At 71.9% G+C, this 16,110-nt stretch carries 13 protein-coding genes and 1 pseudogene; 3 read left to right on the top strand and 11 right to left on the bottom strand.

The window, feature by feature from the left end; all coding sequences use genetic code 11:
• From DA085_RS01750 to DA085_RS01700, 11 genes and pseudogenes are all read right to left on the bottom strand, one after another.
• Positions 1–753, bottom strand: a pseudogene (locus DA085_RS01750) (hypothetical protein); the annotation flags it as partial.
• A 379-nt stretch (positions 754–1,132) separates the two neighbouring features.
• Positions 1,133–1,894 carry a DNA alkylation repair protein gene (locus DA085_RS01745; RefSeq protein ID WP_109471194.1) on the bottom strand — a complete coding sequence of 254 codons (762 nt, stop codon included), beginning with the start codon at positions 1,892–1,894 and terminating at the stop codon, positions 1,133–1,135.
• Between the two features lie 81 nt (positions 1,895–1,975).
• Complete coding sequence (locus tag DA085_RS01740) at positions 1,976–4,360, bottom strand: ATP-binding cassette domain-containing protein (RefSeq protein ID WP_109471193.1); 2,385 nt, start codon at positions 4,358–4,360, stop codon at positions 1,976–1,978.
• 116 nt (positions 4,361–4,476) lie between these two features.
• Positions 4,477–4,980 (bottom strand): DedA family protein, encoded by a 504-nt coding sequence (locus tag DA085_RS01735; RefSeq protein WP_109471192.1) that lies wholly within the window; start codon positions 4,978–4,980, stop codon positions 4,477–4,479.
• Between the two features lies 1 nt (position 4,981).
• A complete protein-coding gene (locus tag DA085_RS01730; RefSeq protein ID WP_109471191.1) occupies positions 4,982–6,040 on the bottom strand; it encodes a TlpA family protein disulfide reductase in 1,059 nt (352 codons plus the stop codon).
• A 9-nt stretch (positions 6,041–6,049) separates the two neighbouring features.
• Positions 6,050–7,069 carry a LacI family DNA-binding transcriptional regulator gene (locus tag DA085_RS01725; protein ID WP_109471190.1) on the bottom strand — a complete coding sequence of 340 codons (1,020 nt, stop codon included), beginning with the start codon at positions 7,067–7,069 and terminating at the stop codon, positions 6,050–6,052.
• Between the two features lie 25 nt (positions 7,070–7,094).
• Positions 7,095–8,522, bottom strand: coding sequence for an amidase (locus DA085_RS01720; protein ID WP_109471189.1), 1,428 nt, complete (start codon positions 8,520–8,522; stop codon positions 7,095–7,097).
• Positions 8,509–8,694, bottom strand: a complete 186-nt coding sequence (locus DA085_RS21265) for a hypothetical protein (RefSeq protein ID WP_109471188.1) — start codon at positions 8,692–8,694, stop codon at positions 8,509–8,511. Before DA085_RS21265 ends, DA085_RS01720 begins: the two co-directional genes overlap by 14 nt.
• 12 nt (positions 8,695–8,706) lie before the next feature.
• Entirely contained in the window at positions 8,707–10,221 is a 1,515-nt protein-coding gene (locus DA085_RS01710) for a sodium:solute symporter family transporter (RefSeq protein ID WP_109471187.1), read from the bottom strand.
• A 140-nt stretch (positions 10,222–10,361) separates the two neighbouring features.
• On the bottom strand, positions 10,362–11,579 hold the full coding sequence (locus tag DA085_RS01705) for a M20 metallopeptidase family protein (RefSeq protein ID WP_109471186.1): 1,218 nt from the start codon (positions 11,577–11,579) through the stop codon (positions 10,362–10,364).
• Positions 11,580–11,735: 156 nt separating this feature from the next.
• On the bottom strand, positions 11,736–12,836 hold the full coding sequence (locus DA085_RS01700; protein ID WP_161958388.1) for a C40 family peptidase: 1,101 nt from the start codon (positions 12,834–12,836) through the stop codon (positions 11,736–11,738).
• Positions 12,837–13,100: 264 nt separating this feature from the next.
• Between DA085_RS01700 and DA085_RS01695 the strand changes: the two genes are divergently transcribed.
• The 3 genes from DA085_RS01695 (at position 13,101) to DA085_RS01685 (ending at position 16,046) form a co-directional block, all read left to right on the top strand.
• Positions 13,101–14,117, top strand: a complete 1,017-nt coding sequence (locus DA085_RS01695; RefSeq protein WP_109471184.1) for a lactonase family protein — start codon at positions 13,101–13,103, stop codon at positions 14,115–14,117.
• A 250-nt stretch (positions 14,118–14,367) separates the two neighbouring features.
• Positions 14,368–15,453 (top strand): sigma-70 family RNA polymerase sigma factor, encoded by a 1,086-nt coding sequence (locus tag DA085_RS01690; RefSeq protein ID WP_109471183.1) that lies wholly within the window; start codon positions 14,368–14,370, stop codon positions 15,451–15,453.
• On the top strand, positions 15,450–16,046 hold the full coding sequence (locus DA085_RS01685; protein ID WP_109471182.1) for a maleylpyruvate isomerase family mycothiol-dependent enzyme: 597 nt from the start codon (positions 15,450–15,452) through the stop codon (positions 16,044–16,046). Before DA085_RS01690 ends, DA085_RS01685 begins: the two co-directional genes overlap by 4 nt.
• The last annotated feature ends 64 nt before the right edge of the window (positions 16,047–16,110 follow it).

The following is a 16,110-nucleotide window of genomic DNA, read 5'->3' as shown; positions in this document are numbered from 1 at the left end:
GGCCGGGGTGGCGGCCAGGGCGACCAGGTCGCTGACTTCCCCCACACCCCACCCGGTGACCGCTTCGATCTCGTGGCGGGTCAGGACCTTGGCCCGCGCCCGCCACTCCTCCCGGCCCGTGGCGGACAGGTCCTCGGGGGTGGTGGCACCCTTATCCAACAAGAGGAGCTGGCCGGTGGTCGCGGTCAACTGCCGCACCGCCGAGAGCAGCACCGCATCCAACGCCCCGGTCGTCGTCGTCAACGTCTCCACCGCCGCCAGCAGGGCCTGACCCCGGGACACGACCGAGGGCTGCTCACCCGGAGTGTGCACCGTCACACACGCCAACACGATCTCGGTGAGCGACTCGGCCGCCGCCTCCTCCAGGCCCAGATCGGCCAGGACGGCCCGCAACCGCTCCTGCGACCCGACCGGCCCGGGGCCCTCCGCACCGGTGGCGGTCGTGGGGTCAGGAGCAGTCGTGACGTCCGTGCCCGCGTCCGCCACTGTCGAGACGTCCGTGGCGGCGGCCAGGCCGGTGTCGGTGAGATGGTTGTCGGTGAGGTCGCCCACGGGCAGCTGATCAGCCGTACCCGGCCCGGTGTGCTCGTCCTGGGGGAGCTTCAGGTCCTGCCAGGAGGTCACCCACAGCTCACCGGGGAACCCCGCCGCGCAGGCCAGGCTCCGACCCGCCGGGCGGGCCGGACGGGACCGGATGACCGGCGGCCGGCGCAGGCCTGCCCGCAGCCGCTGCTGCACGATCTTGGTGTCCATCACGTCCCCCTTATCGCCCCATCGCGTCCCCTTGTCCAACACCCACAGATTAGCACAGGTGTGCGACATGCGCCAGGTGGACACGCCACAACCTGTGGACACCGAGTCGGCTGAGCGCACCACCGGCGAGACCCCACCGGGGCGGACTCCCCTCCCGAGACAGTTGAGGAATCGGCACGGCGAACTCGGCCAACGGCGAGCCCCGCACGCAAGCCGCACGCGCAGGCACGGAGAGGTAGCGTCGCGCGCCGCAGACGTGCGAGACGCGGCGTCGTCGCCGCACGCAGGGAAGCAGCGTGTAGCCGTCGACGGCCGCAACGACACGGAGGAGCGCCGCAACGACACGGGGGAGCACCGCAAGCACACGGAATGGCCCCAGTCAGCCGAGGTGCTTGAGCGCCTCTCGACGGCTCAACGGGCTCAGCTCGCGGCTGGCGACAAAGTCGCGCACCCAGTCCGGGTCCGTCTTGGCGAACTCGCGCAGCGCCCAGCCCACCGCCTTCCGGATGAAGAACTCCGACCCGAACGCACTTCCGGGCAGGTTGGCCTCGAGACAGTGGGCGAGCAACTCAGGGTCCGTCTCCGTCTTGGCGGGCAGTTGGGACAGGATCGCTGTCCGCCGTACCCACAGGTCATCGTCGGTTGCCCACCCGCGGACGACAGGGGTCGCGGCCTCACGCTCGACCAGGAGCACTGGTGCGACGTGGTGCGTCGCCAGGTCGTCGACGAAGTCCCACCAGGCGCCGGTGCGCGCGAGATAGGCGTACAGCGGCAGTGTGGTCACGTCTCGGAACGGCCGGGCACGTCGGTGGCCGGCCAGGGCGAGCGCGGCATACCGTTCCTCGCGATAGCTCGCTTCGTCCCAGAGTGCGCGGACGGTCGCCTCCCACGTGGTCCGGTCCGCGAGGTCGTATGCCGCGTCGTCCAGGACCGGCCGAAGGGTCGCCCTGAGGACGGGGCTGGTGAGTCCTCGGAACGGCATCGCAGACTTCATGTAGCGTTGCTGGGCCAGTGCGCGCTCCGGGTCCGCCCGATCGGCGAGGGCGGCGCGAATCGCCTGGACCAGGGACCGGCAGGCCGAGCCAGAGGAAGGAGGCCCGACCCGGGACACGCCCTTCGCGGGGTCGGGCTCTGCGACCATGTGCCCTGCAGGATCAGGCTCCACGGCAGCGCTCTCACCAGGGTCGGGCTCGGCGGCCAGTGCCCTCCGCAGGCCGGGTCATCACGCCACGTAGTCCCTCAGGTGCTGACCGGTCAGCGTCGAGGCATCCTTGACGAGGTCGGCCGGCGTCCCCTCGAAGACCACCTGCCCACCGTCGTGGCCGGCTCCAGGACCGAGGTCGATGATCCAGTCCGCGTGTGCCATCACGGCCTGATGGTGCTCGATGACGATGACGGACTTGCCGGACTCGACCAGCCGGTCGAGCAGCGCCAGCAGGTTCTCCACATCAGCGAGGTGCAGCCCGGTGGTCGGCTCGTCGAGGATGTAGACCGAGCCCTTGTCACCCATCTGCGAGGCCAGCTTGAGGCGCTGGCGCTCACCACCGGACAGGGTTGTCAGCGGCTGGCCGAGAGTGATGTAGCCCAGGCCGACATCCTCCAGGCGGGCCAGGATCTTGTGCGCGGCGGGGATGCGTCCCTCGCCCTCGGCGAAGAAGTCCTCCGCCTCGGCCACGGGCATCGACAGCACCTCCCTGATGTTGCGACCACCGAGCGTGTAGTCCAGCACCGAGGCCTGGAACCGGCGGCCCTCGCACTCGTCGCAGGTGGTGGCCACCCCGGCCATCATGGCGAGGTCCGTGTAGATGACACCCGCCCCGTTGCAGGTCGGGCAGGCGCCCTCCGAGTTGGGGCTGAACAGCGCCGGCTTCACCCCGTTGGCCTTCGCGAACGCCTTGCGGATCGGCTCGAGCAGCCCGGTGTAGGTCGCCGGGTTACTGCGTCGCGACCCCTTGATCGCTCCCTGGTCGATGAGCACGATGCCCTCCTGGCGTGCGAGCGACCCGTGGATCAGGGAGCTCTTGCCACTGCCGGCGACGCCCGTGACCACGACGAGGACCCCGGTGGGCACATCGACGTCCACGTCCCGCAGGTTGTGCGTGGCGGCACCGCGGATCTCCAGCGCCCCGGTGCGTTCGCGGACGGTCTCCTTCAGCCGGGCGCGGTCGTCGAGGTGCTGCCCGGTGAGGGTGCCGCTGATGCGCAGCCCCTCGACGGTGCCCTCGTAGACCACCTCACCGCCGGCCGTGCCGGCCCCGGGGCCCAGGTCGATGGCGTGGTCGGCGATCACGATCGTCTCGGGCTTGTGCTCGACGACCAGCACGGTGTTGCCCTTGTCGCGCAGCTGCAGGAGCAGGTTGTTCATGCGTTGTATGTCGTGCGGGTGCAGCCCGATCGACGGCTCGTCAAAGACGTAGGTGATGTCGGTGAGCGCCGACCCGAGGTGACGGATCATCTTGGTGCGCTGGGCCTCACCACCCGACAGGGTCCCCGACGGTCGGTCCAGGGAGAGATAGCCCAGACCGATCTCCACGAAGGAGTCGAGGGTCTCCTGCAGACCCTGGAGCAGCGGCGCGACGGACGGCTCGTCCAGCTCGCGGATCCACTCGGCGAGGTCGCTGATCTGCATCTGGCAGCAGTCGGCGATGCTCAGGCCCTTGATCTTGGAGGACCGGGCACCCTCGTTGAGGCGTGTGCCGTCGCACTCGGGGCACGTGGTGAAGGTGACGGCCCGGTCGACGAACGCGCGGATGTGCGGCTGCATCGCCTCGCGGTCCTTGGACAGGAAGCTCTTCTGGATCCGCGGGATCAGGCCCTCGTAGGTGACGTTGATGCCCTCGACCTTGATCCGGGTGGCCTCCTTGTGCAGGAGCGCGGACATCTCCTTCGCGGTGTAGTCCTTGATCGGCTTGTCGGGGTCGAGGAAACCGCTGCCCATGAAAATCCGGCCGTACCACCCGTCCATGCTGTAGCCCGGGATGGTCAGGGCGCCCTCACGCAGGGACTTCTCCGCGTCATACAGCGCCGTCAGGTCGAAGTCGGTCACGTTGCCGGTGCCCTCGCACCGGTTGCACATGCCACCGGTGATGCTGAACTCGCGCCGCTCCCTGACCTTCTCCCCGCCCTTCTCGAGGGTGACCGCGCCGGCGCCGGAGATCGAGGCCACGTTGAAGGAGAAGGCCTTCGCCGAGCCGAGGTGCGGCCGGCCGAGACGGCTGAACAGGATCCGCAGCATCGCGTTGACGTCGGTGGCGGTGCCGACGGTCGAGCGGATGTTGGCCCCCATCCGCTCCTGGTCGACGATGATCGCCGTGGTGAGCCCCTCGAGGACGTCCACGTCGGGGCGACCGAGGGTCGGCATGAACCCCTGCACGAAGGTGCTGTAGGTCTCGTTGATCAGGCGCTGCGACTCGGCGGCGATCGTGCCGAAGACCAGGGAGCTCTTGCCCGAGCCGGACACGCCGGTGAGGACGGTCAGCCGCCGCTTGGGGATCTCGACACTGATGTCCTTGAGGTTGTTCTCGCGCGCTCCCCGCACGCGGATGATGTCGTGCGCGTCGCTGGTGCGGGTGGACTCCGAGGGGCGGGCGGTCGTGGCTTCCGGCATAGTCACCGATCCTGCCACCCGGCGGCGACAGTCACACGGGAGATACGTCGACGCCGGCCACTCCGCAGACGGACCGCAGGAGGCGGTATGCCGTGGCGCAGACGGGAGGCTGGTGGTCAGGACCTGGTCCGGTCCTGCTTCCGGCGGTGCGCCAGGACCATGGTCGTCCCCACCACCAGGAGGATTGCGACCACGCCGGCCAGGGCGAGCGGCGAGCCGGCGATCGCCGCCAGGGCAGCACCCCACACCGCGAAGCCGATCGTCGCGTAGATCAGCCCCCACGCCAGGGCGCCCGGCACCTGGACGAGCGTGAACAGCAGCCACCGGATCCGCAGCATCCCGGCCGCGGCGATGACCAGGGTCTGGAACCCGATCGTCAGGTAGCAGAGCGGGATCATCACCAGACCCCACTTCTCGATGGCCTCCCGGCCACGCTGCGGCCCCTCGCCCTGCAGCCAGTCGTGCACGCCGGCGCGCCAACCCTCCACGGGATGCGTGCGGGCGAGGGCCTGTTCGGTGACGACGCGCGCGATCCAGTACGTCGCCTGCCCCCGGGCCATCGCGCCGAGGGTCAGGACGCCGAGGGCGATCCAGAACGGGCCGTCGAGCAGCTGGTCCACGTCAGCGCGTCCCGGCCTGGCTCTGCGCAGGACCGGTGGCGGGAGCACGGTTGTCGGGAGTCTCCGGCGCGGGCCGCGCGCCCTCGGCGGCGGTCGCCGCCTCCACCTCGGTGCGGAGGTCCTCGACGAGGCGCACGATGCCGGTGAACCCCTGCGCCGGCGCGGAGGCCAGTCGCCCGTCGGTGCCGAGCAGCACGGCCCACGGCCGTGCCGGGTCCCCGAAGGCGTCACCCACCGAGCCGTCCACGTCCTGCACGAAGAACGGCTTCCACTCCGGCAGCGAGTCACGCACCGCCGCGAAGCTCACCGCGTGCGCGACCCGGAAACCCACGGTGGGCACCTCGCGGTCCCAGTCGGCCAGCCGGCCGCTGAGCATCCGGCACGGGCCGCACCCCGGGCTGAGCAGGAGCAGGAGCTGCGGCCGGCCGTCAGCCAGGGCGGCCAGCGGGACCAGCTCGCCGCGCTCCTCGAGCCGCACCCGGGCATCAGGCACCGGCAGGCGCAGGACGGGCGCCGGCTCGGCGGCGGGCTCCTCCGGGGAGCGAGCCGGACGCACCACCAGATAGGTCATCGCGGCGGTCACGGCGAGCCCCGCGACCCACCACCAGCCTGGGCCCAGGTCGGCGAACCTGGCCGGTGCCGAGCCGCCGAGCACGGCGTCGACCACCACGAGGCCACCGACCAGCACGAGCAGGGCGTTGCGCGCCACGGTCCACCCGTCCACCGTGCCGGCCCCGACGGAGCCGAAGCAGGAGCAGGTGACCTCCTCGCCCGAGGCGACGACGCGCCATACGACCAGCAGGTATGCCGTGAGCAGAGCGAGCGTGAGGGCGGCGGCCACCAGGGTGGCCGGGTGGGGCAGGGTCAGCAACCCGGCGGCCAGGAGCGGCTCCGCCCACGGGTGCGCCCGCACCATCCAGGGCCGGCTCAGCGCGGCCGGGACCCGCAGCGCGGTGAAGGCCTCGGTCGCACCCTCGGGGTGACGCAGCTTGCCGACCCCACTGGCCGCCAGGACCGCTGCCAGGACGACCCAGGCGGTCAGGACCGCAGTGATCTGCACGCACCCAGGTTACGGGCTCGAGGACTCGCGGACCTCAAGGCGTGGGCGCAGTCGCTCGGAGACCGGTGGTGCGCCACCGATCACCCCGACCAGGGAGCGCACGGCGCGCGCCCCCAGCTCGTCCAGGGCCACGGACACGCTGCTCATCGGCACGGGGAGCTCCCGGGCGATCGGGAGGTCGCTGTAGCCGACCACGGCGACCTCCTCGCCCGGGGTGAGACCGCAGCGGTGCACCGCCGAGAGGACCCCGAGGGCGAGGTAGTCGTCGACCGCGAAGACGGCCGTGGGGCGCCCCTCGCCCGTCAGGAGCCGGGTCGCGATCGAGCGGCCCTCGGCCGCGGTCAGCCCGCCGTGCTCCACGTGGACCCGCGAGTCCACGTCCACGCCGTGGCGCCGCAGCTCGGCCAGGAAGCCGTGGGCGCGGCCGGTCGTCGAGCTCGCGTAGGGGAGGCCGGCGAGCAGGGCGATCCGCTCGTGACCGAGCTCGAGGAAGTGGCGGGCGACGTCGGCCCCTCCGGCCTCGTCGTCGGCGATGACGCCCCCGGGCGGCTCGGAGTAGCGGTAGGCCTGCAGGACGGGGACCGGGTGGGCCTCGGGGGCAGTCTCCCCGAGGTGGGCGTCGGTGTAGATGATGCCGTCGACACCGTGCTCGGTGAGCTCCTGGATGTAGCCGCGGCGCCGCGCGGGCTGGTCCGCCGTGTTGGCCACCACGACCGAGTAGCCGGACCGCTCGGACTCGGCCAGCATCCCCTCGTAGAACGCGGACAGCACCGTGTCGCTGATCCGGGGCACCAGGAGTCCCAGCACCAGGCTGCGACCCGTCCGCAGGGCGCGCCCCTGCATGTTGGGCCGGTAGCCCAGGCGCTCGGCGGCGGCGAGGACGAGGTCCCGGGTGGCCGGCGTCACCGTGCCGACGATGTCGGGCCGGGGGCTCAGGGCACGGGAGGCCGTCGCGGTGTGCACCCCGGCCTCGGCCGCCACGTCGGCCAGCCGCACCCGTCGGCGTCCGGCGCCGTCCGCCCTGGTCACGTGGTCATTGTCCCATCGGCGCCGGTCAGGACAGCAGGTCCTCCAGGTAGGCCGCCACGGCCAGCAGGTCCTGGTCGCCGCCCCGGCGCCCGACCAGCTGGAGGCCGACCGGTGCCCCGGAGCCGTCGCGGACCGGGAGGCTGATCGCCGGGTGCCCGGAGATGTTGAACGGCATCGTCATCCGGGTGAGCGAGAACTGCACCGTGACCGGCTGGCCGTCGATGTCGACCTCCGCCGTCTCCGGCGGCGTGGCCGTGATCGCGGTCGTGGGGCTGACGAGCACGTGGCACCGCTCGAGGGCGGCGTCCACCTGACGCTGCCAGCGGGCCGCGAGCTCGAGGGAGACCCGGCGCTGCTCGGTGGTCCGGGCCAGGCCCGCCTCCAGCCGCAGTCGGACGTCGTCGGGCAGGTCGCGGCCGCGCTCGCGGAGCGTGGTCAGGTTGCTCTCCAGGGCCTGGGTGCCGAGGACCGCCAGCTGCGCCCCCGGGATGTGCCGGGCGAGGGGCAGGTCGACCTCCTCGAGCTCGGCGCGACCCCCGCTCAGCCGCTCGAGCGCCGACCCCAGCGCCTGCCGGACCGGTGCGCTGAGCCCGTTGTCGAAGTAGCCGCCGAGCACGCCGATGCGGACCCGCCCGAGGGGCTCCTCCGGCAGCTGCCAGGACCGCCACCCGGCGAGCGCACTCATGGCGGCCGCCGCGACGGCGACCGAGGGTGCCAGCGGGCCGATGTGGTCGAGCGCGGGGGCGAGCGGGTGGCAGCCGTCCAGGCTGACCAGCCCACGCGTCGGCTTCAGTCCGACGACTCCGCACAGCGACGCGGGGATCCGGATGGACCCCGACGTGTCGGTGCCGAGGGTGAGGGCTGCGCTGCCGTCCGCGACGGCGGCGGCCGAGCCGCTGCTCGAGCCCCCGGGGATGGTGCCGGGCACGGCCGGGTTCTCCGGTCGTCCCCAGTCGCTGCTCTTGCCGGTGGCGCCGTAGGCGAGGGAGTGCAGGTTGGTCGTCCCGCGGATCGTCGCGCCCGCCTCCCGCAGAGCGCGCACCGCGACCGCGTCGCCGGGGGCGGGGTCCGCACGGTGCGCCCGCGTGCCCGCGGTGACCGTGCAGCCCTCAACCTCCATCAGGTCCTTGATCCCGACCTCGAAGCCGGTGAGCGGCCCCCCGGGCTCGACCCGGGGCTCGTCGAGGACCGTGATCCACGTGGAGGCGTGGCGCTCGGCCCGGCTCGTGTCGACGGGGGTGGCGGACGTGCGACGACCTCCCCAGCGGAGGTCGGCCACGGCGCCGGGCACCACGTCGCCGTCTCCCGCGTCCGGCGGGATGGTGCGGAGGCTCTCCAGGGTCGCCTCGTCCTCGGCGCGACGCTGCGCGAGCTCGTCCGGTGAGGAGATGAGGGTCAGGCCGAGCTCACCGGCCCGGTCACCCATCTCCTCCAGCGTCCTACTGTCCAGCATGGTCGGCCGACCCTCCCGTCTCGCGGCTCACCGTGGTCTGGCGGTGCCGGCCGCCGTCGGCGTCGTCGTCGTACGGGTCGCGCCAGTACCAGAGCCACAGGGTGGTGACGATCAGTGCGAGCGAGAAGATCGTGCCGTACAGCCAGATGGTCAGCATCGGGTTGATCCACATGGTGTTCCCTCCTCAGGCGACCGGGGTGGCGGTGGTCGTGGTGGCGGTCGGGCTTGCTGCGTCCTGGTCGTTGCGGAACAGGTAGCCGGCGACGACCATGATCGCGAGGCCGATGAGCACGGCCCACGCGCCGGCGGCCATGGTGCTGCGCTCGAAGCCGACGAGGTGGATCACCAGGTAGGACGCCAGCCCTCCGACGGACGAGGCGATCGCCGCCCTGGTGCGGGCCAGCCGCGGCAGGAACAGGGCGACCAGGATCGGGCCGAGGGTCGCGGAGGCCACGCCCGAGATGCCGATCCAGATGAAGGAGCCGATGAACTCCGGCGGGTTGATCACCAGGGCGCTGGCGGCAACACCGGTGACGACCGTGACCCAGCGGGAGATCTTCAGGGTGTGGGCGTCGACCTGCTCCTCGGAGAGGCCCTTGCCGAGGAAGCCCTTGGCGACCAGGAACTTGCGGTAGATGTCGTTGGCGACCGAGGTGGAGACCACCACGAAGATGCCGTCGCTCGTGGACATCGCCGCAGCCATCACGGTCACCCCGAGCAGGGCGACCAGCACGACCGGGAAGGCGACCTGGGCGTAGGCGAAGATGGCCTGGTCCGCGACCTCGAGGCCGGGCGCCACGACGACGGCGTAGAAGCCGCCGAAGACCACGGACAGGAACGCGATCGCGCAGAGCACGTAGGTGACGATCATCTTGGCCATGTCCCTGGGCTCCCGCAGGGCCAGCACCTTGTTGAAGAGCTGGGGCTGGGAGGAGAACGCGAACTGGATGATGAAGGCGCCGATGATCGCCGGGATCGAGTAGAAGATGCCGGAGTCCGGGTTGACCACGGCCACCATCTCCGGGCCCTGCGCCTCCAGCGTGCTGCTGACCTCCCGCATGATCCCGGTGAAGCCCTTGTCGAACACCCAGAAGCCGCTGACCAGGACCAGCAGTCCCGTGATGATCATCAGCACGGCCTGTGCCGCATCCGTGTAGATGTCGGCGAAGGACCCGCCACCCACGGTGTACAGGGTGACGATGGAGGCGATCAGGACCAGTCCGACCAGGTAGGGCAGGTCGAGCAGCTGCTCGAAGATGAGGGCGCCCGCGCTGAGCTGGGCGCCGATGTAGAAGAGGTTGAACAGCGTCGCGAGCGCGACGAAGGTGCGCACCACGTTGCTGCCGTAGCGGTCGCCCAGCCAGTCCGGCAGGGACAGTGACTTCTGGTGCGTGTTCGTCGACCGCACGCGCTTGGCCACCACGATCAGGCCGAGGGGCGAGGCCAGGATCAGGGTCAGGACGATCCACAGCGAGGACAGCCCCCAGCCGTAGGCCCAGCCCGTGTAGCCGACGAAGGTCGCGGCACTGAAGAAGGTCGCAGCGAACGCCAGGCCCAGGACCACCGGTCCCATGTCGGCGCCGGCGATGGCGAAGTCGGCGACGGTGCTCGTGCGGCGGAAGCCCAACCAGCCCAGCCAGGCCATGAGGGCCAGGAACACCACCAGGCCCGCGGTCATCCAGATCTGCAGCTCAGACATGGGACACCTTTCTGCAATCGATTGCAGCCGGAACCGTAGCAAGGGTCACCACGACGTACAAGCGTTTTGGAGAAGACCTGACCGAGCCTTGACCTGCCCCGGACACCGGGGCGGGTGCGCCTCCTCGAGGCGGGTCGGGCTCAGCCCTGGGCGGTGCGGCGCAGCGCCACCTCGGCGTACCAGGCGGCGGCATCGGGCACGACCACGTCGTCGAACTCCGCCCGCGGCGAGTGGTTCGTCGGCGCGTTGACGTAGTCCTCGGCGGGGCAGGCGCTGACGAAGAAGTAGGCGCCGGGCACCTCGTTCAGGACGAACGACATGTCCTCCGAGCCCATCTCCGGAGCCGGCCGGTCGGCATACCGCTCCGCACCGAACAGGTCCTCGACCGCCTTCCGGGCCAGGTCGTACTCCGCGACGGCGTTGATCGTCGCCGGGTAGGCCTCCGTGGTCCACATCCGCGCGGTCTGCCCGTGCGCCGCGGCGACGTGCTGGGCGACCCGCTCGATGTTGCGTAGGGCCAGCTCACGGGTCTCGGGCGAGAAGGTGCGCAGTGTGGCGGACAGGTCCGCGGTGTCGCCGATGATGTTGTCCTTGGTGCCGCCGGCGATCCGTCCCACGGTGAGCACGACCGTGTCGAACGGGTCGAAGCTGCGGCTGAGCATCGTCTGCAGCGCCAGCACGATCTCGCACAGCACGGGCACCGGGTCGAGCGAGAACTGCGGTTGCGAGCCGTGGCCACCCCGCCCGGTGACCTCCACGTGCACCGTGTCCGCCGCCGCCATGATCGGCCCGGGGCAGGAGTACCACTGCCGCAGCGGGAACTCCGAGGACGAGACGTGCATCGCGTAGGCCGCCTCGACCGGACGGCCCGCCGCCCCGAGGAGCCCCTCGGCGAGCATCGGCTCGGCGCCGCCGGGTCCCTCCTCGGCCGGCTGGAACATCAGGACGACGTCGCCGGCCAGCTCGTCACGCATCCGGTCCAGGATCCGTGCGGCACCGATGAGGGAGGCGGTATGCAGATCGTGCCCGCAGGCGTGCATCTGACCCTGGTGGGTGGACCGGTAGTCGAGGTGCTCCAGCTCCTCGGTCACCGGCAGTCCGTCCATGTCGCCGCGGAGCAGCACGACGGGGCGGTTGCCCTCCCGTCCCGCCGGCGCCGGCGCCCGGCCGCGCAGCACCGCCACGACGGAGGACAGCCCCTCGCCGGTCGTGATCTCCAGGTCGAGCCCGGACAGCTCGTCGAGGACCTTCTGCTGGGTCAGCGGCAGGTGCAGCCCCAGCTCGGGGATCTGGTGCAGCTCGCGTCGCAGGGCGACCAGGTTGGGGCGGAGCTCCTCGGCGATGTCTCGTGTGCGCATGGCCCCATCCTTCCCGACGAGTGGTGTCCACCCATTCTTGGGGAGGTTCGGACCGCTCGTCGCGCTACTTTGGGGAGGTTCGGACCGGCCTCACAGACGACGGCACCGGCCGGGACGCTGGGTCCGGCCGGTGCCGTCAGTGGTGCTGCCGGTCGCTTAGAGCACCCGGCCGAAGCCCGACACCCCGGAGAACATCTCCCGCTTCTGCACGGGCAGGCCCGGCTTGCCGGAGTCGTAGATGTAGCCGTCGCCGGCGTAGATCGCCACGTGGTAGGCGGGGGAGCCCCAGAAGACCAGGTCACCCGGCTGCGGGTTGCTCACCGGAGTGGCGACCGCGCGCTGGTCCGTGGTGGTGCGCGGCAGGTCGATGCCGAGCTGCCCGAAGACGTACTGGGTGTAGCCGGAGCAGTCGAACCCGGTGCTCGGGTGGTTGCCGCCACCGCTGTAGTAGATGCCGAGGTACTCGCGGGCCTCGGCGATGACGTCCTCACCCGTGACACCGTCGGACGGCTCATCGGTCACGAGCACGCTGCCGGCGACGTAGCTGTTCGACCCCGTCCGCAGCCAGCCGTTGCTGGTGAGCGTGCCGGTGAGCTCGGTGCCCGCGGCGTGGCCACCGACGACCGAGTGGTCGGTGCCGGGGCCGGAGCGGACGTTGACGTCGGTGCGGGTGTAGCGGGTCACCGTCTCGCCGCCGGAGTCCGCGGACACCAGGACGCTGCCGCCGATGTAGCGGCCACCACCGAGGTTCAGCCAGCCGTTGCTGGTCCAGTCCCCGGACACCTCGGTGCCCTCGGCGTAGCTGCCGACGACGGAGTGGTCGGTGCCGGGGCCGGAGCGGACGTTGACGTCGGTGCGCGTGTAGGCGGTCGAGGAGCCGTAGGACGGCAGGGAGTCGACCAGCACGCTGCCGCCGACATACCGGCCGTCACCCAGGTGGAGCCAGCCGTTGTCCGTCCACTCGCCGGTCACCTCGGTGCCCTCCGCGAGGCTGCCGACGACGGAGTGGTCGGTGCCGGGGCCGGAGCGGACGTTGACGTCGGTGCGGGCGTACTGCGTCACCGACTGGACGTTGTCCGCTGGGAGGGCGACCGGGGAGGCCGGGGCCGTCACGGCTGGGGCGGCCGAGCTCGGCGCGGCGGTCAGCAGGGGCAGGCTCAGCGCGACGGCGAGGGCCGAGGCCCCGAGCGTCTGTCGGGGTCGGTCGCCGAGGGTCTGGCGGAGGGCGCTGGGCCGGGCATGGCGGGGTCGGTACATGTGGAGTCCAAGCGTTTTGGGGCAAGGGGCAGACCCCGTTCGGGGTCGGCCCAGTGAAGCCACGGCGGGCGGCCCGATGCAACCGAGGCCGCGCCACGGCATACCGCTCTCCGCACGGGCCGTGGCCCGCGCGATCGGTGAGGTTCCTCACACGAGGTCGGCGATCCCGCAGGTCAGCGGGTCGGCGGCGCGACCACCGTGACCGAATCGTGACTTCCGTGGCGCATCCGGGCGTTTTCGCCTCGTTCTGCGAGGGTGTTCCCCATGACCAGAGTGTGTGTCGGAGGGTATGCCGGGCTGGCCGTCGGGGAGTTCGCCGACCGGTTGACCGGGCTCGAACCAGCCCTGCCGCAGGGAGTGGTCGAGCGACCGTCGTACGTCGTCGTCTCCCGGGACCGCCGCTGGGCCTACGTCGTGTCCGAGGTGACCGAGGGCAAGGTCGTGGCCGTTCCGTTGCGTGGCGAGGAGCGGACGTCGCGGGCCCGCAGCGGTGGTGCCGACCCGTGCCACCTCGCCCTGTCGCCGGGCGGTGACCTGCTGGTCGCGTCCAACTACTCCAGCGGGACCGTGGGGCTCCTGGCCGCGGCGGGCGGCACCCTGACCCTGCTGGACACGGTCCACCTCACCGGCCGGGGGCCGCACCAGCGCCAGCGCGGTCCGCACGCCCACCAGGCGACCTGGTTGAGCGACACCGAGGTGGTCGTCTGTGACCTCGGCTCCGACAACCTGGTCGGGCTGAGCCTGTCGGAGCCCGGTGCCGGCGGGACACCGCGCCTCACCCAGCGGTGGTCGCTCCAGCTGCCGCCCGGGACCGGGCCGCGGCACCTCGTCGTCTCGCGGGACGGCACCCGGTTGTGGGTCGTCGGCGAGCTCGACTCCACCGTCCACGTGCTCCGCCGTGACCCGGACAGCCCGTCGGCGGCCCGATCGGGAGGGTGGTCCGTCGTGCAGACCGTCCCGCTGGTCCCGGGTGACACGGAGGGCTCACTGGCTGCGGGCATCGTGCTGGACCCGGGCGGGGCGCACGTGTATGTCACGGTGCGTGGCGCCGACGTCCTGGTCCACTACTCCCTCGACCCGGCCGGCCTGCTGACCGAGGTGGGGCGCCACCCGACGGCCCACTGGCCCCGCTTCGTCGGGTGGTTGCCCGGGAACCGGGCCCTGGTCGTCGCGGCGGAGCGGGCGGACCAGCTGCAGTGCTTCCCGGTCGGACCCGACGGCGTGCCCGGGGCGGTGACCTGGACCGCGGACTGGCCGGAGCCCACCTGCCTGACGCGCTGACGCGCCCGTCGGTGCGCCCGGTGGGGGCGGGATCTCGTGTCACGCTGCGGTCGGATCTCGAGTCACGGTGCGCTCCGTGGGGCGGGATCTCGTGTCACGGTGCGCTCCGTGGGGCGGGATCTCGTGTCACGGTGCGCCTGGTGGGCTGAGGGGGACCGATGAGTTCTGCGGCGACCCCTGGTCAACCTGTCCGTGAGCGGGTGACGGGTGCCCGCGGCATACTGGACGAGGACGAGCGAAGGGGCACGCGATGAGCACCGCACGGACGGCTGAGCAGCGCACCACGACGACCGCGGAGCACGCGGACGCCGGCGGGGAGACCGGTGAGTTCATGGAACGCGCCGACCGGTTCCGCCGGGAGCTGCTGGCGCACTGCTACCGCATGTCGGGGTCGGCCCACGATGCCGAGGACCTCGTGCAGGAGACCTACCTGCGCGCGTGGCGGGCCTACGACAAGTTCGAGGACCGGTCCTCGATGCGCACCTGGCTCTACCGCATCGCCACGAACGTCTGCCTCACCGCCCTCGAGGGTCGGGCCCGCCGACCGCTGCCGACCGGGCTGGGACAGCCGAGCTCGGACCCCGACACCCCGCTCTCGGAGCCGGGTGAGGTGCCCTGGCTCTCCCCGCTGCCGGACTCGATGGGCGGCAGCGCCCCCGAGGACGCGGCCGAGCAGCGCGAGAGCGTCCACCTGGCCTTCGTCGCGGCGTTGCAGCACCTGCCCCCGCGGCAGCGGGCCGCGCTCGTCCTCCGCGACGTCCTGCAGTGGCGGGCCGCCGAGGTCGCCGACGCGGTGGGCACCTCCACCGCAGCCGTCAACAGCGCCCTGCAGCGGGCCCGCGCGACCGTGAAGGCCGCGCAGCTCGAGCGCGACCAGGCGCCGGCCGAGCTCGACCCCGAGCAGGAGGAGCTGCTCCAGCGTTACGTACAGGCGTTCTGGGAGAAGGACGTCGACGCCCTGGTGGGCATGTTCACCGACCGCGCGGTGTGGGAGATGCCGCCGTTCCCGGAGTGGTACACCGGCCCCGAGTCCATCGCCCGCCTCATCGGCACCAAGTGCCCCGGCCAGGCCCACGAGATGATCATGGTGCCGACCTCCGCCAACGGGCAGCCCGCGTTCGGCCTCTACATGAAGCGCGAGGACGGCTCCTTCACGCCCTTCCACCTCCAGGTGCTGACACTCGACGAGGCACAGGTCTCGCACGTGGGTGCGTTCTTCGACACGAGGCTGTTCAGTCTCTGCGGACTGCCCGACGCGCTGCCGCCAGGGTCGGTGGGCCCGGTGGTGCCCGCGCCCGTGCACCCCGCCACCACCCACCCCGACCCCGCGCCATGAGCACCGCACCAGCCGGGACACTGCCCGAGCTGGCGCTGCTGGAGAGAGCGATCGGCTACACCCGTGTGGCGCTGGTCCCGGCACTCGACGCGCCCGCGAACCTGCCGACTCCCTGCGAGGCGTGGACCCTCGAGGACCTGCTGGGCCACATGAACGCCTCGCTGCAGACGCTGGGGCAGGCGGCGCTCGTCGGCGGCATCGCCCTCTTCGACCCTCCCGGCACGGCCCGTGGTGACCTGGGAGTGCGTCAGCAGGTGCGGCTGCTCAGCACCCGGGCCTGTGCGCTCCTGGACTCGTGGACCGGGCGGGAGGCACCCGAGGTCTTCCGCGTCGGCGGCTCCGAGCTGCAGGCCGGGTTGCTCGCCTCGGCGGGTGCGCTGGAGGTCACGGTCCACGGCTGGGACGTCAGCCAGGCCTGCGGGATCCGCCACCCGATCCCGGCGGCCCTCGCCGAGGACCTGCTCAGCTATGCCCCGCTGCTGGTCAACGACGCGGACCGACCGCACCGGTTCGGGCGTCCCGTGCCGACCGGGGCGGACGCCACGGCCGAGGAGGAGCTGCTGGGCCTGCTGGGACGCCGACTCCACCGGTAGCCGTCGCAGCAGCGTCGCCGCGCCCCGCCGGCGCTCGGCTCTGCAGAAGTGACGTCATGCGACG

The sequence above is a fragment of the Ornithinimicrobium cavernae genome (assembly GCF_003121625.1).
GTDB lineage: Bacteria > Actinomycetota > Actinomycetes > Actinomycetales > Dermatophilaceae > Ornithinicoccus > Ornithinicoccus cavernae.
Note: the sequence above shows the minus strand (reverse complement) of the source record. Positions and strands in the feature narration are given on the sequence as shown.